Annotated in this window: 17 protein-coding genes; 5 read left to right on the forward strand and 12 right to left on the reverse strand. The window is 66.7% G+C overall.

Going from position 1 to position 20,607, the window contains the following annotated elements; translation table 11 throughout:
- The first annotated feature begins 78 nt into the window (after positions 1-78).
- The gene (locus ACSQ3M_RS07300) at positions 79-2,220 is read left to right on the forward strand and encodes a S9 family peptidase (RefSeq protein WP_436149414.1); all 2,142 of its coding nucleotides are present in this window, start codon (positions 79-81) and stop codon (positions 2,218-2,220) included.
- Here the strand turns inward: ACSQ3M_RS07300 and ACSQ3M_RS07305 are convergent.
- Complete coding sequence (locus ACSQ3M_RS07305) at positions 2,207-3,658, reverse strand: hypothetical protein (RefSeq protein WP_436149415.1); 1,452 nt, start codon at positions 3,656-3,658, stop codon at positions 2,207-2,209. The two genes, ACSQ3M_RS07300 and ACSQ3M_RS07305, sit on opposite strands and share 14 nt — an antisense overlap.
- A 283-nt stretch (positions 3,659-3,941) precedes the next feature.
- On the opposite strand from ACSQ3M_RS07305, the gene ACSQ3M_RS07310 reads away from it, so the two are divergent.
- A complete protein-coding gene (locus ACSQ3M_RS07310; RefSeq protein WP_091831660.1) occupies positions 3,942-4,541 on the forward strand; it encodes a superoxide dismutase in 600 nt (199 codons plus the stop codon).
- A gap of 71 nt (positions 4,542-4,612) precedes the next feature.
- Here the strand turns inward: ACSQ3M_RS07310 and ACSQ3M_RS07315 are convergent, their stop codons facing one another.
- Both ACSQ3M_RS07315 and ACSQ3M_RS07320 read right to left on the reverse strand, forming a co-directional pair.
- Entirely contained in the window at positions 4,613-6,268 is a 1,656-nt protein-coding gene (locus ACSQ3M_RS07315) for a methyl-accepting chemotaxis protein (protein ID WP_436149416.1), read from the reverse strand.
- A gap of 179 nt (positions 6,269-6,447) precedes the next feature.
- A complete protein-coding gene (locus ACSQ3M_RS07320) occupies positions 6,448-7,278 on the reverse strand; it encodes a ChbG/HpnK family deacetylase (protein WP_436149417.1) in 831 nt (276 codons plus the stop codon).
- Between the two features lie 106 nt (positions 7,279-7,384).
- On the opposite strand from ACSQ3M_RS07320, the gene ACSQ3M_RS07325 reads away from it, so the two are divergent.
- Complete coding sequence (locus ACSQ3M_RS07325) at positions 7,385-8,410, forward strand: glycosyltransferase family 2 protein (protein WP_436150279.1); 1,026 nt, start codon at positions 7,385-7,387, stop codon at positions 8,408-8,410.
- A gap of 97 nt (positions 8,411-8,507) precedes the next feature.
- Positions 8,508-10,034, forward strand: a complete 1,527-nt coding sequence (murJ, locus tag ACSQ3M_RS07330) for a murein biosynthesis integral membrane protein MurJ (protein ID WP_436149418.1) — start codon at positions 8,508-8,510, stop codon at positions 10,032-10,034.
- A 1-nt stretch (position 10,035) separates the two neighbouring features.
- Here murJ and ACSQ3M_RS07335 read toward each other — a convergent pair whose 3' ends face one another.
- The 4 genes from ACSQ3M_RS07335 to ACSQ3M_RS07350 form a co-directional block, all read right to left on the reverse strand.
- Positions 10,036-11,016 (reverse strand): NAD(P)H-dependent flavin oxidoreductase, encoded by a 981-nt coding sequence (locus ACSQ3M_RS07335; protein WP_436149419.1) that lies wholly within the window; start codon positions 11,014-11,016, stop codon positions 10,036-10,038.
- Between the two features lie 8 nt (positions 11,017-11,024).
- Positions 11,025-11,891 carry a branched-chain amino acid aminotransferase gene (locus ACSQ3M_RS07340; RefSeq protein WP_436149420.1) on the reverse strand — a complete coding sequence of 289 codons (867 nt, stop codon included), beginning with the start codon at positions 11,889-11,891 and terminating at the stop codon, positions 11,025-11,027.
- Positions 11,892-12,035: 144 nt separating this feature from the next.
- On the reverse strand, positions 12,036-12,353 hold the full coding sequence (locus ACSQ3M_RS07345) for an AzlD family protein (protein ID WP_436149421.1): 318 nt from the start codon (positions 12,351-12,353) through the stop codon (positions 12,036-12,038).
- Positions 12,340-13,068 carry an AzlC family ABC transporter permease gene (locus tag ACSQ3M_RS07350; protein WP_436149422.1) on the reverse strand — a complete coding sequence of 243 codons (729 nt, stop codon included), beginning with the start codon at positions 13,066-13,068 and terminating at the stop codon, positions 12,340-12,342. Before ACSQ3M_RS07350 ends, ACSQ3M_RS07345 begins: the two co-directional genes overlap by 14 nt.
- Before the next feature lie 126 nt (positions 13,069-13,194).
- Here ACSQ3M_RS07350 and ACSQ3M_RS07355 point away from each other — a divergent pair, with 126 nt between their 5' ends.
- A complete protein-coding gene (locus ACSQ3M_RS07355; protein ID WP_436149423.1) occupies positions 13,195-13,803 on the forward strand; it encodes a 4'-phosphopantetheinyl transferase family protein in 609 nt (202 codons plus the stop codon).
- 120 nt (positions 13,804-13,923) lie between these two features.
- Here ACSQ3M_RS07355 and ACSQ3M_RS07360 read toward each other — a convergent pair whose 3' ends face one another.
- The 5 genes from ACSQ3M_RS07360 to ACSQ3M_RS07380 form a co-directional block, all read right to left on the reverse strand.
- Positions 13,924-14,664: a TerC family protein gene (locus tag ACSQ3M_RS07360; protein WP_436150280.1), complete on the reverse strand. Its 741-nt coding sequence runs from the start codon at positions 14,662-14,664 to the stop codon at positions 13,924-13,926.
- Between the two features lie 117 nt (positions 14,665-14,781).
- Entirely contained in the window at positions 14,782-15,861 is a 1,080-nt protein-coding gene (locus ACSQ3M_RS07365; RefSeq protein WP_436149424.1) for a tartrate dehydrogenase, read from the reverse strand.
- Positions 15,858-16,760 carry an alpha/beta fold hydrolase gene (locus ACSQ3M_RS07370; RefSeq protein WP_436149425.1) on the reverse strand — a complete coding sequence of 301 codons (903 nt, stop codon included), beginning with the start codon at positions 16,758-16,760 and terminating at the stop codon, positions 15,858-15,860. Before ACSQ3M_RS07370 ends, ACSQ3M_RS07365 begins: the two co-directional genes overlap by 4 nt.
- Before the next feature lie 223 nt (positions 16,761-16,983).
- Positions 16,984-19,407: a phenylalanine--tRNA ligase subunit beta gene (pheT, locus tag ACSQ3M_RS07375; RefSeq protein ID WP_436149426.1), complete on the reverse strand. Its 2,424-nt coding sequence runs from the start codon at positions 19,405-19,407 to the stop codon at positions 16,984-16,986.
- Positions 19,404-20,588 (reverse strand): glycosyltransferase, encoded by a 1,185-nt coding sequence (locus tag ACSQ3M_RS07380; RefSeq protein WP_436149427.1) that lies wholly within the window; start codon positions 20,586-20,588, stop codon positions 19,404-19,406. Before ACSQ3M_RS07380 ends, pheT begins: the two co-directional genes overlap by 4 nt.
- Positions 20,589-20,607: the final 19 nt, after the last annotated feature.

The raw sequence follows: 20,607 nt of genomic DNA on the forward strand, positions 1-20,607 counted from the left end.
GTCCTCTCGGCAAAGATGAAGCGATCCCACCATCGATCGAGACTTTAGAGATGGTTGAACCGAGTCTGGAGACCAAGCATGACTAGCCAACGCAGGGTCTCCGCCCAACCGGTTCCCGCCATCCGCCCCCAAAGCAATACGGTCCATGGCGTCGTCCTGACCGACGACTATGCTTGGCTCCGAGCCGAGAACTGGCGCGACGTTCTGCGCGATCCAGACGTCCTGCCGGCCGAGATCCGCGCGCATATCGAGGCCGAGAACGCCTGGTGCGACAAACTGATGGGCCCGACGCGCACGCTTCAGCGTGATCTCGTCAAGGAAATGCGCGGGCGGATCAAGGAAGACGACAGCGAGCCGCCGCAGCCGGACGGACCGTTCCTCTACTATAGCCGCTACCGACGCGGCGGCGAGCACCCGCTGATCTGCCGCAAGTCGCGGTCAGGCAAGGGCGGCAAGCCCGGGCGCGAGCAGGTGATGCTCGATACCGATGCACTGTCCGAAGGTAAGGAGTTCTTCGACCTCGGCGACGCCGAGCACAGCCCGGACCATCGTCTGCTCGCCTGGAGCGCCGACGAGGCCGGCTCGGAGCTCTATCTGATCCGAATCCGCGACCTTTCAACCGGCAAGGACCTGCCGGACAGGATCGCCGACACCTCCGGCGAGATGATCTGGGCGGCCGATTCCAGCGCCTTCGCCTATGTCGCGCTCGATGATGGCCACCGTCCGACGCGCGTTCTGCGCCACCGGCTCGGCACGCCACAGAGCGAGGACGAACTGCTCTACGAGGAAACCGACCCCGGCCTGTTCGCCGATATCGACCAGACCCAGTCGCGCCGGTTTCTGCTGATCTCCAGCAGCGATCACGAGACATCGGAGGTCAGGCTGGTCGATCTCGCCGACAAAGCCGGCACGCCGAAGCTGATCGCGGCCCGGCAGGCAGGGCGGCAATACAGCGTCGAGCATCATGGCGACGAGTTGCTGATCCTGACCAATGCTGATGGCGCCGAAGACTTCAAGATCGTGCGCGCGCCGCTGGCCGATCCGTCGCCGTCCAATTGGGTCGACCTCGTGCCGCATAAGCGCGGCCGGCTCGTGCTCAGCCATCTTTGCCTCGCCGACCGGCTGATCCGCCTGGAACGCGAAGAGGGCCTGCCGCGCATCGTCATCCGCGATCTCAAGAGCGGAGCCGAGAACAGTATCGCCTTCGACGAAGAGGCCTATGGGCTCGGCATCGATGCCGGCTACGAATTCGACACCGATAGACTGCGCTTCATCTACGCCTCGATGGCGCGGCCGGCCGAAACCTTTGACTACGATCTGGCGACCGGTGAGCGCACCTTCGTCAAACGCCAGGAGATCCCGTCCGGTCACGACCCCGACGCCTATGTCGTGCGCCGCATCTTCGCGACGGCGAAGGACGGTGCCAAGGTGCCGGTATCGCTGCTGCACCGGCGCGACCTCGTGCTGGACGGCTCGGCGCCCTGCCTGCTTTACGGCTACGGCTCCTACGGCGCGGCGATGTCCGCTTCCTTCCGGACCAGGCCACTCAGCCTGGTCGATCGCGGCTTCGTCTACGCCATCGCCCATATCCGCGGCGGCACCGACAAGGGCTGGGGCTGGTATCTCGACGGCAAGCGCCAGAACAAGCCCAACAGCTTTTCCGATTTCATCGCAGCCGGCGAGATGCTGGCGGCGGATGGCTTCACCAGTCGCGGCCGCATCGTCGCCGAGGGCGGCAGCGCCGGCGGCATGCTGATGGGCGCCGTCGCCAATCTCGCGCCCGAGCTCTTTGCCGGCATCATCGCCGAGGTACCCTTCGTCGATGTGCTCAACACCATCCTCGACGAGAGCTTGCCGCTGACCCCGATGGAATGGCCGGAATGGGGCGACCCGATCCGGGACGAGGCCGCTTTCCGGACGATCTTGAGCTATTCGCCCTATGACAATGTCAAGGCGCAGGCCTATCCGCCGATCCTGGCGACGGGCGGTCTGGCCGATCCGCGCGTGACCTATTGGGAGCCGGCGAAATGGGTGGCACGCCTGCGCGCGACCATGACCGGCGGCGGCCCGGTCATGCTGCATACCAACATGGATGCCGGGCACGCCGGCGCCGCCGGACGCTTCGATTCGCTGAAGGAAACCGCCCTCGCCTACGCCTTCGCGATCACAGCTGCTGCCGGCGGCTGGGACGAGGCCGGCGAGCCGGTCAGTTCGAGCTAGGCTCCAGCTTGTCCTTCTCGCTGGCGAGATAGGTTTTCAGCTCGTCCATCGAGGCGAAGGTGTAGTCGCCGTCCGGGGTGCGGGCGTGGATTGAACCGTCGGCGAACATGGTGAACTGCGTCTCGCCGACCTGATAGGCTCCGATCACGCCCTCTTCCGAGGCGGCAGGCTCCTCGTCCGACGACTCCTTGCCCGACTTGGCTTCGACGACGGTTTCCGCCTTCTCCGTAGGGGTCACCTCCGCCTCGGCCGGATCCGGCACCTGCCTCGTCTCTTCCTGCGGCTCCGGTTCGGGGGCCGCAGGCTCGCTAATGGCAACCGTCTCGGCCTCGGCGTCCTCCGGTGAAGCCTTGTCGGCGGTCTCGGCCTCGACATCGCCCAGAGCGCCAGGATCGCGCGGCTGCGTCACCGGAGGCCAGGCCCGCGGCGCCATCCAGGTCTCCGCCGTACCCAAGCCATCGCTTACGCCCATGCGATCGCGTCGCGGCAACTCGACCTCCGGCGCGTTGATGACTCCCGAGAGTTGATCGCGCAGCGCGGTGAACTCGTCGGCGACCGAGGCAGTCGCTTCGGTCGACGGGCGGTCGATGCGCGGCCACCAAAGCCGGTCCTCATCCGGCTCGGGCGTAGCCTCCGGCTTGCCCGCGTCCGCCTCGGTCTTCACCTGCTCTGCTTCGGGCTCCTCCACAGGAAACTGGGCAGGCTCCGCTTCGACGCTTTCCTTGTCATCCGGCCGCGATGGCTCGTCGATGCTCGCGGAGATCGGGGGAGTCTCTTCGTCCTGCGAGGCCTCGGCCTTCCCCTCGGCCTCGCTACTCTCATCGCGCTCGTCCGGCCTGACATCGGAGGGTGCCGCATCGAGCGTCGTGGGCAGCGGCGGCAGTAGCCAGTCGTCGATTTCGCCGGTCCCGGCCGGAAGCTGCGGCTCGGCGGTCACCGTCTCGGCATGGTCGGAGTGCTTGCCCTCGCCTCCGTCATCGTCATCCGTCTTGTCGGCTTCTTCCGGCTTGTCGGACGCTTTTCCGTCCGTCGCCCCCTCGGTCTTCGCCAGGCTGGTCAGCGCCCCAGCCAACACAGCAGTTCCTGCTCCCGCAGCCAGCGTGGTCGCAATACCGATATGTCCCGCCTCGGGTGTCCGCTCCTTTTCGAGCACGGGTTCCGGGCGCGCAGGCGCCTCATTCGGTGCCGGCCGCTCGTCGAAGCGCTTCTCGGACAGCGCGACCACTGCCATGGCACCGCTGACCAATCCCTTGAGCCGGCGGACTTCCGCGAGCACGGCCGCGAGCGCGAGCAGGATCAAACCGGCCGTCACCGCCAGCGCCCCCAGGATGACCTCAGTGAAGCCCCGCTCCAGGACGAGATAAGCCCAGCCATCGACGATGGCATAGGCGCCGCCCGCCAGCAGAGCGAGCCCGAGAACCACGAAAAGCTTGACCAACGCTTGCTCCTTTGAGGCTGGGCGAGCTGCAACAGCTTGCCGCCCCGGCGGTTAACCTATCGATACCATGCCTTATTGCCAACCGAACGGCCTCGGGGCCACTTCCCCGTACGACGCAGGCCGGCCGTGCCGGAATTCTCGGGCCGCGGCGGTTGCCGCTGCGAACCGGGCGGCTTAACTAACAGGCGAATGGCGGGGTGTTCCGCCGGGCATAGATTGCCCATGCGTTGCGTCATTGCAGCCATTCTCACGTCGCGATTTCGACAGCCCAAGGAGAGGCCCCATGTCCTTTACCCTGCCCGATCTTCCGTATGCGCATGACGCCCTCCAGCCCTTTATGTCGAAGGAGACGCTGGAGTACCACCACGACAAGCACCACTTGGCCTATGTCAACAACGGCAACAACGCGATCAAGGGCACCGAATTCGAGGGCAAGTCGCTCGAAGAGATCGTCAAGGGCTCCTATGGCAAGAACCCGGCCGTGTTCAACAATGCCGGCCAGCACTACAACCATCTCCACTTCTGGAAGTGGATGAAGCCGAATGGCGGCGGCAAGCTGCCGGGCGCGCTGGAGAAGGCGATCACCGATTCGTTCGGCTCGGTCGACAAGTTCAAAGAAGATTTCGTCGCCGCTGGCGTCGGCCAGTTCGGCTCCGGCTGGGCCTGGCTCGAGGTCAAGGGCGGCAAGCTCGCCGTCAGCAAGACCCCGAACGGCGAGAGCCCGCTGGTCCATGGCGGCACGCCGATCCTCGGCGTCGACGTCTGGGAGCACTCCTACTACATCGACTACCGCAATCGCCGCCCGGACTATCTCAAGGCCTTCCTCGAGAGCCTGGTGAACTGGGATTACGTCGCCGAGCTCTATGACGGCGCCAAGGCCTGATCCGCACGGATCAATCGATGAGATGAATACGGACGGGGCCCAGAAGGGCCCCGTTTCGTTTGCGTCGACCCTTAGGCGGCGACGCGTTTGAGGAACTGGTCGACGGTCGAATCGAGCCGCATCGCCTGGGCCGAGACCTCGCCTGCGGCGTCACGAACCTGCTCGGCCGAACGCCCGGTCTCCTCGACGCTGTCAGCCAGCACGCTGAGGTCGCTGGAGACCGAGAGCGCCGAAGTGCTCGCCATGGCGACGCCGCTCGCAATCTCTCCGGTGGCGATCGCCTGCTGCTCGATCGAGGTCGCAACCGAATTGGCGAAGTTCTCGATCGCCCCCATGCGGCTGGCAATGTTCTGGATCGCGTCGACAACCTCGGTCGTCGCTCCCTGGATGGCGCCAACCTGGCTGACGATCCGGTCGGTCGCATCGGCCGTCTGCGAGGCGAGGCTCTTCACCTCGGCCGCGACGACGGCGAAACCGCGCCCGGCTTCGCCGGCGCGTGCCGCCTCGATCGTGGCGTTGAGCGCCAGCAGGTTGGTCTGCGCCGCGATATCGCGAATGAGGTTGACGACCTCGCCAATGGCGCGCGCCGTCTCGTCCAGCGCCTGGACAGAACCTGCCGTGTCGCGCGAAGCCGAGGCAGCTTCGACGATCTCGGTACGGACGCGGCGGATCTGGAATTCGACCTCGCGGATCGCAGCGCCCATCTCCTCGGCAGCCTGGGCGGCGTTCTCGACATTGGCCGAGGCGCCTTGCGAGTTATGGGCGGCACGGGCGGCGCGCTCCGACGACTCGGCCGCGACGCGTGCCAGACCGTCGGAGGCCTCGCCCATCCGGTCGGCATTGCTCTTGAAGGCTTCGAGGGCGACGCCGACCTCACCGCGGAACAGCGCGATCGCCTCCTCGGTGTGCTTCTGCTCACGGCTGCGTTGCGCCTCCGTCGTCAATTGCTGTTCCTGCAGGCTCGCCCGCTCGGCCAGGCGTAATTTGAGCACGCCGAGTGCGCGGGCGATCGCGCCGATCTCGTCCTGCCGGCCGACCGCATCGATCGGTGTGTCGAGCTTACCGTCTGAAATGTTGACGATGGCGCGGGTCATGCTCTTCAGCGGACGCATGGTCCGGGACAGCGAAATCCAGAGCAGGGGTCCGAGGACGACGAGCAGGGCGATGCCGATCCCGATCGTCAGGAACTGCTCCCAGGCCGAACGCGCGATCAGCCGGGTCTTGTCGAAGCGCAGAGCGACATAGCCGATCTGCTTCTGGAAGCCGCCGACCTTCACCGTGAGCAGCTGCGTCACATAGGTCTTGTCCTCGAGCCGCAACGTATTCTGCTCGCCAAGGACGTCCCAGGCTTCGCGCCCCATCGACTTGGCGAGCCTGTTCGGCGTGAACGACAGCCGTGCGTCATCGTTGCGGCCAGCCGAGGCAAGGGCGACGAGGTCATCGGCGACGAAGCCGGCGTCGAAGTCGGGATCGCGCTTCAGCGACTCGAGAATATAGCTCAAGGTGATGGTGTCGCGCGCCAGGATCATCGGCGGCGAGGCATGCGCGATCATCGCCGTCAGCGACATCATCTTCTGCTCGAGGTCACCGCGTGTCTTGGATTCGTTGTAGCGGGCGGCCGCGATGACGACGAAGACGATGGCGACAGCGACGATGGCGACCGCCGCTCCGGCGATCTGGCTGCTGAGCGAACGCATCACCGTCTCGACATGGCCGATCTGCGGCATAGCCGCCTGCGATCGCCGCGACCGCGGCTGTAACCAGGTCATCACGCTCATATCCTGCGAACTCCAGACCCGACGCTTCCCGGACAGGTCGGGGTCGGCAGGGACACGATGCTCGATCAGGGTAAATTTTCGATTGCGTACGGGCGCAGCCTGCACGCAGGTCGACAGGGCGGCCGGATCTACGCGACCGCTCCGAAGCGGCCGATCCGCAGCCCCTGAGGCGGCTCGAAGGTCATGAGCACCTCGTGCTCCAAAGGCCGCGTCGCAACGACCGGATCGAGCGCGACGAGCTCATCATCGACATGGCCGGGATGGCACATCACCAGATGCGCCGGACCGGGGTTGACGAGGAAGGCCGCCAGATCCGCGGCAAAATCGCGCCCGGCATCGAAGGGGGAGAAGCCCGAGAAGCCGCGATTGGTCGGAATGCCACGCCGGGCCGCGGCCCGGCGCAAGCCGGTGGCAAGTCCGGCGACGGTCAGCGCCTTGCCGACGGAAACACCGCGCGCACGGATCGCCGCGATCGAATCGGATGGATCGCGCAGGTAGACCGAGCCGGCGGGATAGCGTCGAACGAGCGCATCGAGCACTGCCCCGCGGATGCCCGGAAGGACATGGACATGCTGGTGGCCATCGACGAAATCCGGCGGCCGGCCGAGATGCTGCTCGAAGGCGTCGAGCTGGCGGCCGATCTCACTGGCAATCTCGTTGCGCGCGGCGCCTGAGCGCAGCGCAAGGGGAGCGAGTTCACCGAGCCTCGGCAGATGGCCCGATGGCGCCACGGTCGGCATTACCGCAAGCGGCACCGCACAGGTCAGGTTGAGGTGCAGCCCGAGATCGGCTTGCCCGGAGAATGCCGAAAGCTCACCTGCCAGTCGCGGCCAGTGCGGCCGATTGGTCATCGCCCCCGTGGCCGAGAGCTTGCCGGCAGCGAGCAATTCCAGGATCGAGCGGCTGACGCCGTCGGTCATGGCGAAATCGTCGGCGCAGAGCACGAAGCTGCGAGTCATGCCGGCTGTTACCCCCTATTCATCAGCGTCGGTGTATGGAGTCTGTGGCTGGCCCCATGATGTCAGCCCTAGCCGAGCAACGAAGGCCCCGAAAGTGTCGTCCGCGATTGCGCCCACTTCTGTCTCCGCCGGAACAGCATCGCCCGCCCCGCGGCCGGAGCTCACGATCATCGTGCCGGTCTACAACGAGGCTACCAATCTCGAGCCACTGATCGCACGGCTGAAGCCGATTCTCGATGCCCATGTCTCGTCTTGGGAGATCGTCTGCGTCGATGACGGCAGCCGCGACGGCACTTTGGCCGCACTGCGCGCCCTGCACGCACAGGATACCCGGATCAACGCCATCTCCTTCAGCCGCAATTTCGGCAAGGAGGTCGCGATCGCCGCTGGGCTCGACCATGCCAATGGCGATGCCGTGGTGATCATGGACGCCGATCTGCAGCACCCGCCGGAGATGATCCCTACCTTCCTGGCAAAATGGCGCGAGGGCTTCCTCAACGTCTATGGCCAGCGCACCGACCGGGCCGGCGAGGGCCGGCTGAAGCGCAATTTCGCCAAGGCGTTCTACAAGCTCTTCGCCAGCTTCGGCGAGACCGAGCTGCCGGAGGGCGCCGGCGATTTCCGCCTGCTCGACCGGCGCGTGGTCGAGGCGCTGCGCGCCCTGCCCGAACGGGCGCGCTTCTCGAAGGGCCTCTATGCCTGGGTTGGTTTTCCGGCGACGGGAGTGCCGTTCGAGGTCGCCGACCGCGCCCATGGCGAGAGCAAATTCCGCTTCAGCAAGCTGTTCAGCTTCGCCTTCGATGGGATTTCCTCATTCTCGACCGTACCGCTCAAGATCGCGACCTGGCTCGGCGTGCTGATCGCGATCGTAGCGACCCTGACCGGCCTGTATTTCATGGTCCGGACGCTGCTCTTCGGTACCGACCTGCCCGGCTTCCCCTCGCTGATTGTCTCCATCATGTTCTTCTCCGGCATCCAGCTGATCTCGCTGGGAATGATCGGTGAATATGTCGGGCGCATCTTCGCCGAGGTGAAGCGCCGGCCGCTCTATCTTGTCGGAGAGCGCATCGGCTTCACCAAGCACGACAGCGCCCCTCCGCACGGCGACGGCCTGCCGCCGTCGATGCGGTAAGGGCAGCAGCGATCGCGGTGCTGGACCATCTCCCGCGACGCAGCTATGCGGCTAAGCTCAGTCCGGCCTGCCGACCCCGGCGGCCCCGAGTGGCGCGATGCTGAGAAAGATCCTCTCCGTCAGCGGCTTCACGCTGCTCTCGCGACTGTCCGGCTTCCTCCGCGACATCGTGCTCGCGGCTGCGCTCGGCGCCAGCGGGCTGATGGACGCCTTTTCGGTCGCCTTGCGCCTGCCCAACCATTTCCGCGCGGTCTTCGGCGAGGGCGCCTTCAACCAGGCCTATATCCCGGCCTATAGCCGCATCCGTGAGCAGTCGGGCGAGGCTGCCGCGGCGCAGTTCTCCGACCGTGTCTTTTCGCTCAACCTCATCGTCCAGCTCGTGCTGCTGGGGCTCGCTTTGCCCTTCATGCCGGAGCTGGTGCGCCTGCTTGCGCCCGGCTTCGTCAACGATCCCGCCCGCTTCGACCTTGCCGTCACGCTGACGCGAATCACCTTCCCCTATCTGCTCTTCGTCACGCTGGTGACGCTGCTCTCGGCCAATCTCAACGCTGTCGACCGCTTTGCGGCGGCAGCCGGAGCGCCGATCCTGCTGAACATCTGCCTGATCGGGGCGCTCTTCACCGCCTTCCTGTTCCCGAGCGCAGCCCATGCCGCCGCCTGGGGCGTCGCCGTCGCCGGTGTGCTCGAATGGCTGCTGCTCTGGGTCTCGGCGCGGCGGGTGGGCGTCTCGGCCGCGCTGACGCGGCCGCGTCTCGATGGCGAGGTCAAAGGTTTCCTCAAAGCCTTCGGTCCGGCCGTGATCGGCTCGGCCGGCGTGCAGATCGCGCTCTTCGCCGACACGATCATCGCCTCGCTCCTGCCGGCGGGGGCCTATTCGGCGCTGTATTATGCCGAGCGCCTTTACCAATTGCCGCTCGGCGTGATCGCGATCGGCGTCGGCACGGTGCTGCTTCCAACGATGAGCCGCGCTATCGCCACCGGCAATGAGGCCAGGGCGGAAGCCGCGCAGAACCGCGCGATCGCGCTAACGCTGGTCGCAGCCGCGCCTTTCGCGGCCGCCTTCCTCGCCTTCCCGGAACTGATCGTCGGGGCGCTGTTCGAACGCGGCCGCTTCGACGAAGCGGCGACGCAGGCCGCGGGCGCTGTGCTCTTCGCCTATGCGATCGGTTTGCCGGCGATCGTCTTGATCCGTGCACAGGTCTCGAGCTTTCAGGCGCGCGGTGACACGACCACGCCGATGCTGGTCTCGCTCGCCGCCATCGCCGCCAATGTCGGATTGAAGCTCTTGCTCTGGCGCAGCCATGGCGCACCCGGGCTCGCCTTCGCCACCGCCGTCGGCGCCTGGATCAATCTCGGCGCGCTCTATGTGCTGGCGCTGAAACGCGGCTGGACCAATCCCGATCGCGGCCTGTCCTTGCTGATCCTGATCGTCGGCGTCGCCGCCGGTTTCGCCGCCCTGGTCGCCCGGCTGCTGGCTGAGCCGCTCTACGGCGCGCTCATCATGTTTCCTTACGAACCACGGCTGATCGCACTCGCGATACTGAGCTTCGCCGCGGCCTGCATCTACGGTGCGGTCGCGCTCGGAGGACTCAGATCGGCCGGACTCTGGCGGCTGCTGCGCTAGTTCAGCCCGAGATGAGCCTGGCGCCAGCCTTCAGCTGGCCAACCGCCTCCTCGACCATGCGCGCAACGATCTCGCCGGCCGAGGGGATGTCCGAGATCAGGCCTGCGGCCTCGCCGAAGACCACCGCCGCCTTGTCGGGATCGCCTGCCATGAAGGCCTCGCGATAGGCTGGCGCCTCCTCCTCGATCGCGGCGCGCAAATCGGCATCACGGCCGCGCCATCTGGCGATGAAGGCATTGTCGCTGACGCGGATGTCGAAGGGCCGCGGCCAGTCGAGCCGGCGGGCGATATCGGGAAGCGGGGAACGCACCGTCTGATCGCCGGTCGCCGCGACGGCTGCGGCATGGTGGTTCGGATGGACCAGCGCCTCGCGACTCGCCCAGAAACGGGTGCCGACCAGGACGCCGTCGGCACCGAGCATCAGCGCTGCGGCAAGTCCGCGTCCATCGGCGATGCCACCGGCAGCGAGCAGCAGCGTCTCCGGACTCTCGCGCGCCAGCAGGTCGGCGATCTCGGGTACCAAGGGCAAGGTACCGCGAGCATGGCCATGACCACCCGCCTCGGCGCCCTGCGCCACGATAATCGCAGCGCCGGCCTCCAGCGCTACCCGGACATGGTCGAGGTTCTGGCATTGGCAGATGAGCGGCACATCCGCCGCGGCGATCTCGGCGGCGAAGGGCACGGGATCGCCGAAGGAAAGCATCAGCGCCGCCGGCCGGTGCGCCAGCACTTCGCCCAGCAGATGCGGCTGCTTTGCGAGCGACCAGGTGATGAAGCCGCAGCCAGTCCGGGTATTACCGGCTGCGGCATATTGCGTGCGCAGCCAGTCGCCATCGCCATAGCCGCCACCGATCAGTCCGAGGCCACCGGCCCGGGTCACAGCGGCGGCAAGTGCCCCGCCGCCCGCCAGAGCCATCGGCGCCGACAGGATCGGATGCTCGATCCCGAGGCGCTCGGTGAGGCGGGTGGCGAGGCGGGCCATTGCTGGCCTCAGGCGCCCTTGCTGTGGGCGAAGTCCATGTAGAGCTCGCGCGCCTTACGGAACAGCGGGCCGGGCTGGAGCTGCCGGTCGTCGATGCGCGAGATCGGCATCACCTTCGAGTAGTTGCCGGAGGAGAAGATCTCGTCTGCCTGCTCGAAATCGGCGTAGCCGAGCGTCGTCTCCTCGACCGGCACGCCGGCACCACGCAGCAGGCCGATGGTGCGCTGGCGGGTGATGCCATTGAGGAAGGTGCCGTTGACGGCCGGCGTCTTCACCACGCCCTCCTTGGCGAGGAAGACGTTGGAGGTGCCGGTCTCGGCGACATTGCCGAGCATGTCGAGCACGAGCGCATTGTCGAAGCCCCTGCCCTTGGCCTCGCGCAGGATGCGGGCATTGTTGGGATAGAGGCAGCCGGCCTTGGCATCGGTCGGCATGGTCTCGAAGGTCGGGCGGCGATAGGCGCCCTTGGTCACCGAGAAGCCCGTACCGGGATCGCCCATTGGCGCCTCGAACAGGCAGAGCGCGAACTGGGTCGACTCGGGATCGCCGATAATGGTGGAGGGGCCGTCGGCCTCGGCCCAATACATCGGCTTGATGTAGAGCGCGGTGCCGCTGCTGAATTTCTTCACGCCTTCTGCAGCCTTGGCGATGATCTCCTCGGCCGATACGGTCGGCTTCAAACCCATCGCCGTGGCCGAGCGGTTCACGCGGGCGGCATGCCGGTCGAGATCCGGCGAGACGCCGTCGAAATAGCGGGCGCCGTCGAAGACTTGGGAGGCCTGCCAGGCGGCGTGGGTGCGCGGGCCCATGATGCCGGGGTTGCCCTCGCGCCACTCACCGTCGAACCAGGTCCATGTCTGCGAATACCAGGCCATCATGCGCTCCGATCGGTCAGGGTTTCTGGCGGGCACCGTCCGCCGCAGGCAAGGCGGCGTCAACATGCCGGCGAACGTTTGATGTGATGGATGCGATCGTAGCCGGTGATGGATCGCCGCAGCAGGCGCCATCGCGCCCTAGCGTCAGAAGCCAGCAGCGCGCATCAGCGAAACCACGCCCATGCCGACAAGCAGCGCCAGCAATTCGCTGCGCCGGATGACCATGCTGGCGACCGCAGCCAGCAAAGCGAGTCCGGCGGCGAGGCCGAGCCGTTCGATCAGCGGCAGCACGGTCGCGACCACGATCGAACCCGGCAGGGCCGCGAGCCCGCGTCGCACCCGCGGTGTCAGCGGGACGAAGCTCATCAGCACGACGCCGGAGATGCGACAAAGATAGGTCGCCAGCGCCATGCCGAGGATGGCGAGGTAAGGCCCCCAGCTTCCGGGCTCAGGCAGGGTCATCGAGGAAAGCTCCTGCGACGGCGCCCGAGAGCGCACCCACGATGATGAAGGCGTAGCCGTCGACGAGGCGCACGGTGACCAGCGCGACGATGCCGGCGATGATCCAGGGCAGCGCCCCGCGCTTGCCGCGCCAGAGCGGCACGATCATCGCCGCGAAGAAGATCGGCATGACGAGATCGATGCCGTATTTACGGGGGTCGGCGATGAGGGCCCCGAGCAAGTGGCCCGGGATCGTCATGACGACCCAGACGACCCAGAGCGCCAGCCCTGCGCCAAGCACGGCGCCAAGATCGCGGCCGCCTTCATTGTGATAACGCGTGCCCACCAGCCAGTTCGCATCGGTGAAGAACGACAGCTGGAAGGCGTTCACAAACCAGGGATAACGGGAGAACCAGGGCTGGAGCGAAGCACCCTGCAGAACGGTGCGGGCATTGACGGTCGCGGTGACGAAAGCGAGTGCGACGATCGCACCCCAGCTCCATTCCGGCCGCCAGAGCTCCATCGCAACGAGCTGGGAAACGCCAGCATAGACCAGCGCGCTCATCAGCACGGCCTCGAACAGGCTGAGGCCCTTGGCCGAGGCGGCGGCGCCGAAGGCCACGGCGAAAATGATGACGCCGGGCATCAACACGGAAACGCGGCGGATTCCGAGCCACATGCCGGCGAGGGTGAGTTGCGCCGCGGTCGGCGGCTCGGATTTGGTTTCAGAAGGCATGGTTCCTCGAACCGGTTTCATCCGCTTACGTCAACGCCTTGCAAGCTCCGGGCCTCCATGAACGCGGCGCAGGGCGGGCCGAGGCCGTCTGCTTCCGCGACAGGGCGCGGTGCACTAGAACGCGGCATGCTCTGGCTCTCCTCCGCCGACAACACTGCCCCTGCCCTGCCAGCCGCCTGGCTGATCGCAACGCAGGCGCAGCCCGCAAACCTGCCGGAGCGCTCGACCTTGCGCCGCTCGCTGGCGCGCAAGGTGCTGGCCCGCCAGTTCGGTCTAGCGGAGGATGCTGTCGAGATCGGGCATGAGCCGGCGGGCCGGCCGCTGATCGTCGCCCCACACGGCTCCGGGCTGCACTTGTCGCTGGCAACGCGCGCGGGCCTCGTCGCGATCGCGCTGGCGCATCTGCCGGTCGGCGTCGATGTCGAGCAGGTTGCGCTCGCGAGCGAACCGCCGCTCGCCGTTCTGCACCCTGACGAACGGAGCTGGTTCGAGAGCCTGCCCGCCCCTGCCCGTCCCCTCGCCTTTGCCCAGCTCTGGAGCGCCAAGGAGGCCTATGTGAAGGCGCTCGGCACCGGCTTCGCACGGGCGCCCGAGAGCTTCACCGTGCAGCTCGACGGCTCCGAGCGCTTCACTGTCCGCGACGATCAGGACGGCCGCCACGCCAGCGGCTTCATCCGGCTCACGAAAAACGGCGGCCATGAAACCATGGCCGCCGCGTTCGTCATGCTCGATTGAGCGGGCTCAGAGCCGGAACCGATCAGGTTGGGACAACCTGATCGGTGAATCCGTCTCTCACTTTGAGTTTAGAGGCCGTTTTACCGATCAGCTTGCCATGCAAGCTGATCGGAACGGGCTCTAGCCCGGCTGATCGACCGGCTTCTTCTTCAGGGCATAGGCGACGACGACGACGACGATCGCGCCGAGTGCGGCCGCCCCGTAATGCGGCAGATTCGCAGGCGCAAGCCCGACCGGGTTGGCGTCAAGCGGCACGGTGACGACCCAACTCGGAACCACCGTCATCAGCCAGCGCAGCACGGCCGCATCGCCGAGGATCATTTCCGCCGCGATCCAGCCGAGCAGGGCCGCGCCGAGCCAGACGATAATCGGGTAGCGTTCGATGATCCTGGTCAGGAGCTGGGCGCCCATGATGATCAGCGGGATCGTCAGCAGCAGGCCGAAGATGAAGAGCTCGGCGTGGCCGCGCGAGGCGGCTGCGATGGCGACGACGTTGTCGAGACTCATCACCGCATCGGCGATGGCGATGGTGCGGACGGCGCGCCAAAGATTGTCGCTGGCCTCGATCTCGCTATGAGCTTCCTCCTCGCCCATGGCGAGCTTGATCGCGATCCAGAACAGCAGGACGCCACCGACGACCTTGAGAAAAGGCACCGCCAGCAGATAGCTGACGACCATCGCGAAGATGATGCGCAGGCCCACGGCAGCGCCGGCGCCAAGCCAGATGCCGAGCTTGCGCCGGTTTTCGGGCAGCGAGCGGCAGGCGAGCGCGATGACGACCGCATTGTCGCCGGAGAGCAGGAGGTCGATCCAGATGATCTGGAGCAACGACACCCAGAATGTCGACGATGAGAAGTCCATGATCTCGGTCATTCCCTCATGATCCGGGCCGTGCGACCCCGTTTGGCCCGATCGGGCGGTTTAGGCAAGCGCCGGGCGCTGAGAAATCGCGCCCGGCGCCACAAAGACGTCCGCGGCTCAACCCAGCGCCTGCTCGATCGCCTTGCCGGCGGCTTCGGTCTTTAGGCTACCGCCGAGATCGCGGGTGCGGGTGCGGGCGTCGCCGAGCGCGCGCTCGATCGCCGCCTCGATCGCCTTGGCCGCCTCGTGCTCGCCGAGATGGTCGAGCATCATCGCGCCCGACCAGATCTGGCCGACGGGATTGGCGATGCCCTGCCCGGCGATATCCGGCGCCGAACCGTGCACCGGCTCGAACAGCGAGGGATGATCACCGGTCGGGTTGATGTTGCCTGAGGGCGCTATGCCGATTGTGCCGGTGCAGGCCGGCCCGAGATCCGACAGGATGTCACCGAACAGGTTCGAGGCGACGACGACGTCGAAACGGTCGGGATTGAGCACGAAATGCGCGGTCAGGATGTCGATATGATACTGGTCGACGGCGACGTCGGGATAGCTCTTCGCCATCTCCTTCACGCGCTCGTCCCAGTACGGCATGGTGATCGAGATGCCGTTCGACTTGGTTGCCGAGGTCAGCTTCTTGCGCGGCCGGCGCTGGGCCAGCTCGAAGGCATATTTGAGCACGCGGTCGACGCCGACGCGGCTCATGATCGTCTCCTGGATGACGATCTCACGCTCGGTGCCGGCATACATGCGCCCGCCGACCGAGGAGTACTCGCCCTCGGTGTTCTCACGCACGACGAAGAAGTCTATGTCGCCCGGCTTGCGGCCGACGAGCGGGCCGGGCACGCCGGGCATCAGCCGCACGGGGCGGAGATTGACGTACTGGTCGAACTCGCGCCGGAACAGCAGGAGCGAGCCCCACAGCGAGATATGGTCCGGCACCTGCGCGGGCATGCCGACGGCGCCGAAATAGATCGCGTCATGGCCGCCGATCTTCTCCTTCCAATCGTCCGGCAGCATCTTGCCGTGCCTGGCGTAGTAGTCGCAGGAGGAGAAATCGAACTCGTCGAACCGAATCTCGAAGCCGTATTTCTTCGACGCCGCCTCGAGTACGCGCAGCCCCTCGGGCATGACCTCCTTGCCGATGCCGTCGCCGGCGATGACGGCGATGCGATAGACGCGATTGGTTCCGGTCATGTGTTCTCTCCGAAGAAAGCCGAGAATTCGGCGGCGACGAGATCAGGAATCTCCTCCGCCAGATAATGGCCGCCGGGCAGGGCTTTGCCTTGGACGTTCCATGCGCGCTCACGCCAGAGCGCCAGCACATCGAAGCATTTTCCGACGGCGCCGCGCTCGCCCCATAAAGCGAGCATCGGGCATTCGACCTTCCTGCCGCCGTCGGCATCGTCATGCGCGATATCGATCGTGGCCGCAGCGCGATAGTCCTCGCAGCTCGCATGGATCATCGCCGGATCGCGGAAGCAGCGGAGATACTCGCCCAGCGCCGCTGGCTCGAACAGCCGCATGTCCGAGGCGCGCCGGCTCGTCCAGTAGAACTCCGGATCGGCGCCGATCATGCGCTCCGGCATCGGCGCCGGCTGGATCAGGAAGAACCAGTGCCAATAGGCGCGGGCGAAGGCATCGGTGGTGTCGCGATACATCTCGCGCGTCGGCGCGATGTCGAGGGTCGCCAGTTTCAGCACCCGCTCGCCATGGTCCAGCGCCAGCCGATGCGCGACACGGGCGCCGCGATCATGCGATCCGACGCAGAAGTGATCATGGCCCAGCGCGGTCATGACCTCGGCCATATCCCGCGCCATGGTGCGCTTCGCATAGGATGCGTGATCGGCCACGCTCGGCGGCTTCTCGGAATCGCCGTAGCCGCGCAGGTCCGGGCAGACCAGGGTGAAGCGCTGAGCCAGCAGCGGAGCGATGCGCCGCCACATGATATGGGTCTGCGGATAGCCGTGGAGCAGGAGCAGCGGCGGCCCCTCCCCGCCGGTGCGAACGCGAATGCGCGCTCCCGTCGTCGCGACGTCGAGCAGCCGGAAGCCCGGGAACAGATCGTCAGCGACAGGGAGCTCGGTCAGCGACATCGCACCTCTCAGATTGCAACAATCAGAGCCGATACCCGGATTTTCAAACGATTTCGTGCGCCGATTATTTCATAATCCTGGTCAATAACGGTGGGGGAGAAGCCACCCAGCCGTCATTCTCGGGCGGAGCGAAGCGCAGACCCGAGAATCTCGTGACGAGAAGGCTCAGATTGGAGCCTCCTCCGGGCCGAGATGCTCGGGTCGAGCCGGAGCATGACGTCCTCTACCCGCGCAGCACGGCGCCATAGCGCTTTGCCATTTCGGCGACGATCTTGGCCGCAACGGCCTCGATCTCGGTGTCGGTCAGCGTCTTCTGCGTCGGCTGCAGCGTCACCGCCAGCGCGACCGACTTCTTGCCGGCTTCGACGCCCACGCCCTCGTAGAGATCGAAGACGCTCGTCTCGGAGACCAGCGCGCGGTCGGCGTTCTGGGCACTCTTGGCCATCTCGCCGGCCGCGACCGCCTTGTCGACGATGAAGGCGAAGTCGCGCGTCACCGGCTGGAAGTCGGAGAGCGCGAGCTTCGGCTTGACCTTGGTCGGCTTGTACTTGGGCAGCGGCAGCGCATCGAGATGGATCTCGAAGGCGACCAGCGGCCCCTTGACGTCGAGCGCCTTGAGCACGCGCGGATGGACCTCGCCGAAGGCGCCGATCACGCCCTTGGGACCGAACTGCAGCGTGGCCGAGCGACCAGGATGGGCCCAGGCCGGACCGCCGGCGACAATCTGCAGACCGCCGACCGGTACACCGAGCCCCGAGAGCAGGCCGAACACGTCAGCCTTGGCGTCGAAAGCATCGACCGGCTTGGCGACACCATCCCAATGGCGGCCAGTGCCCTCGAGCCTGGCCGTGCCGCGGCGTAGGCCCGCAGCGGCGATGAGCTGACCTTCCGGCTCGTCGCTCTGGAAGATCTGACCGACCTCGAACAGGGCGACGTCACCGAAGCCGCGATCGGCATTGGCCTGCGCCGAGCGGATCAATCCCGGCAGCAGCGAGGGCCGCATATCGGAGAGATCGGCCGCGATCGGGTTGGCGAGCACGAGCTTGCGCGAGCCGCCGCCGAAGAGCTTGGCCGCCGCATGCGAGATGAACGACCAGGTCACGGCTTCGACCAGGCCGCGGCTGGCTAGCAGCCGCTTGGCCAGGCGCGTGCGCTTCTGCAGCACGGTCAGAACCGGCTTGATCACCTCGCCCTTGATGCGCGGCAGCGGCGCCGGAGCGACGCGGTCGAGACCGGCGATGCGCAGGATCTCCTCGACGAGATCGGCCTTGCCCTCGACATCGGCGCGCCAGGATGGCGGCGCGACCTTGACGCGCTCACCGGCGCCCGAGACGTGGAAGCCGAGCGAGGTCAATGCCAGCTTCATCTCGACCACAGGCAGGTCGAGCCCGGTCAGGCGCTTGACCTCGGACCAGGGGAAATCGATGGCGCCCGGGCTCTCCGGCAAGTCGCCGGCGAAGACGACCTCGGACGGCTCGCCGCCGCAGAGCGTCATGATCATCTGCGTCGCCATGTCGAGGCCGGGCCGGGTGAAGTCCGGGTCGATGCCGCGCTCATTGCGGTAGCGCGCATCGGAGTTGATGCCGAGGGCGCGGCCGGTGCGGGCGATGTTGAGCGTGTTCCAGAGCGCGCTCTCGACCAGCACGTCGGTGGTGGTCTCGTCGCAGCCGGAATGCTCGCCGCCCATCACGCCAGCGATCGACTCGACGCCGTTGTCGTCGGCGATCGCGACCATCTCGTCGGTGAGCGCATAGGTCTTGCCATCCAGCGCCAGCACCTCCTCGCCCGCCTTGGCGCGGCGGATGACGAGATTGCCCTTGACCTTCGCCGCGTCGAAGACGTGCAGCGGCCGGTTGCGGTCGAAGGTCATGAAATTGGTGATGTCGACCAGCGCGTTGATCGGGCGAAGGCCGATGGCGCGGAGCCGCGCCTGCAGCCACTCCGGCGACGGGCCGTTCTTGACGCCGCGCACCAGCCGCAGGGCGAAGACCTGGCAGAGATTGCGGTCTTCCTCGGCGAAATCGAGCTTGAGGTCGACCGGGCACGGGAAGTTGCCGCGCACCGGCTGGACCGGCGGCGTCTTGACCGTGCCGAGGCCGGCCGCGGCGAGGTCGCGCGCAATGCCGGAAACGCCGAGCGCATCGGCCCGGTTCGGCGTCACCGCGATCTCGATCACAGCATCGTCGAGCCCGGCATAGGTCGCGTAGGGCTGGCCGACCGGCGCGTCCTCAGGCAGGTCGATGATGCCGTCATGGTCGTCGGAGAGCTGCAGCTCGGCCTCGGACACCAGCATGCCGTTCGACTCGACGCCGCGGATCACGCCCTTGCCGAGCGTGATGTCCTTGCCGGGAATGTAGGTGCCGGGCGGCGAGAACACGCCCTTCATGCCGGTGCGGGCATTAGGCGCGCCGCAAACGACCTGGACCGGCTCGCCCGAACCGGTATCGACCATGCAGACGCGCAGGCGATCGGCGTTCGGGTGCTGCTTTGCCTCGATGACATAGGCGATGGTGAAGGCGGAGAGCGCCTTGGCCTTGTCCTCGACGCCCTCGACCTCGAGCCCGATGCGGGTCAGCGCCTCGGTGATGGTGTCGAGCGAATCCGTGGTGTCGAGATGCTCTTTGAGCCAGGAGAGGGTGAACTTCATGATCTTCCGTCGCTACGCATGTTGGCGGTGGAGAGCGCAGACGCCGTATTCAGCTCGTCCTCGCCGTCCGTCTTGATCTTCATATCGTTGCCGCGCCAGCTCACCTCGCGGGCGACGAAGGCATAGGCCCAGATGCCGGGGAAGACGAGGTCGCGCACCAGATAAGCCGCCGGCGTGCGCCAATTGACGAACCAGCCGACGCCCTTCGCCAGCACGATCTCGCCGGCATACCAAATAGCGAGCACGGCAAGCACGGCCTGCCAGATCGCCAGCCCGAAAGCCGGCGCGGCGTAGGCGGCGAGCAATGCCGGCACCAGCGGTCCGACCAGGATCTCCGGCGCGAAGAAGGGCAGGAAGGTGACGCGGCGCAGGCGCGCCCAGCGGAACTGGCGCTGGACGACGTCGCGCAGGCTGCGCGCCCCGAGCGGCTGCTCGAAGGGCTGGCCGACGAGATGGACATGCTTGCCGGCCTTGCGCACCAGCTTGGTCGCCGCCGCATCCTCGGCGATCTCGGCGGCGAGCGCGGCGATGCCGCCATTGGCGTCGAGGAAGGGCTTGTTCCAGAGCATCGACTTGCCCTGGGCGAAGCCGAAACCGAGCGCTTCGCCGGCATATTGCCAGCGCGCCTGGAAGGTATTGAGGAAGGCGCACTCGACCTCGGCGCCGAAGCAGCCCGGCCGCGAGCCGGCCGGCGTCGAGCAGACGAGGCCGGTGTCCTCGCGCCAGGAGGCCATCAGCCGCTGGATATAGTCCTTGGGCATCAGCACGTTGGAATCGGCGAGGACGACCCAATCGTGGCGCGCCGCTTCCCAGCCCTTGACGCAATTGTTGAGCTTGGGATTGGCGCTGACCGCGACGTCGCCGACGATCAGGCGCACGCGGTCCGGGCCGTAGGTCCCGATCAACTCCTCGATCAGCGGCACGATCGGGTCATGGCCGTCGGCGACGCAGAAGATCGTCTCACAGAGCGGGTAGTCGAGCTCGAGGCCGGAGGTCAGCGTCTCCCGGCTGAAGGTCTCGATGCCGCGCACCGGGCGCACGACCGTCACCGGCGGTGCGAGCTTCTGCAGGCGCGACGGCGCCGACCGGCGACGCAGACGCACGAAGGCGATCGCCAGGCAGAGCAGATTGGCGGCAACCATCGTTGCCGCGATCAGGCCAGCCCATTGCGCCGCGTTCATGCGTCTCCCCTCTCAGTGC

It is taken from the genome of Allobosea sp. LjRoot90, assembly GCF_964254315.1.
Classification (GTDB): Bacteria; Pseudomonadota; Alphaproteobacteria; order Rhizobiales; family Beijerinckiaceae; genus Allobosea.

Coding starts and splice junctions, on each gene's coding strand:
- ACSQ3M_RS07300 (WP_436149414.1), top strand. CDS start 79: ATGACTAGCCAACGCAGGGTCTCCGCCCAACCGGTTCCCGCCATCCGC.
- ACSQ3M_RS07310 (WP_091831660.1), top strand. CDS start 3,942: ATGTCCTTTACCCTGCCCGATCTTCCGTATGCGCATGACGCCCTCCAG.
- ACSQ3M_RS07315 (WP_436149416.1), bottom strand. CDS start 6,268: ATGCCGCAGATCGGCCATGTCGAGACGGTGATGCGTTCGCTCAGCAGC.
- ACSQ3M_RS07320 (WP_436149417.1), bottom strand. CDS start 7,278: ATGACTCGCAGCTTCGTGCTCTGCGCCGACGATTTCGCCATGACCGAC.
- murJ (WP_436149418.1), top strand. CDS start 8,508: ATGCTGAGAAAGATCCTCTCCGTCAGCGGCTTCACGCTGCTCTCGCGA.
- ACSQ3M_RS07335 (WP_436149419.1), bottom strand. CDS start 11,016: ATGGCCCGCCTCGCCACCCGCCTCACCGAGCGCCTCGGGATCGAGCAT.
- ACSQ3M_RS07340 (WP_436149420.1), bottom strand. CDS start 11,891: ATGGCCTGGTATTCGCAGACATGGACCTGGTTCGACGGTGAGTGGCGC.
- ACSQ3M_RS07345 (WP_436149421.1), bottom strand. CDS start 12,353: ATGACCCTGCCTGAGCCCGGAAGCTGGGGGCCTTACCTCGCCATCCTC.
- ACSQ3M_RS07350 (WP_436149422.1), bottom strand. CDS start 13,068: ATGCCTTCTGAAACCAAATCCGAGCCGCCGACCGCGGCGCAACTCACC.
- ACSQ3M_RS07355 (WP_436149423.1), top strand. CDS start 13,195: ATGCTCTGGCTCTCCTCCGCCGACAACACTGCCCCTGCCCTGCCAGCC.
- ACSQ3M_RS07360 (WP_436150280.1), bottom strand. CDS start 14,664: ATGGACTTCTCATCGTCGACATTCTGGGTGTCGTTGCTCCAGATCATC.
- ACSQ3M_RS07365 (WP_436149424.1), bottom strand. CDS start 15,861: ATGACCGGAACCAATCGCGTCTATCGCATCGCCGTCATCGCCGGCGAC.
- ACSQ3M_RS07370 (WP_436149425.1), bottom strand. CDS start 16,760: ATGTCGCTGACCGAGCTCCCTGTCGCTGACGATCTGTTCCCGGGCTTC.
- pheT (WP_436149426.1), bottom strand. CDS start 19,407: ATGAAGTTCACCCTCTCCTGGCTCAAAGAGCATCTCGACACCACGGAT.
- ACSQ3M_RS07380 (WP_436149427.1), bottom strand. CDS start 20,588: ATGAACGCGGCGCAATGGGCTGGCCTGATCGCGGCAACGATGGTTGCC.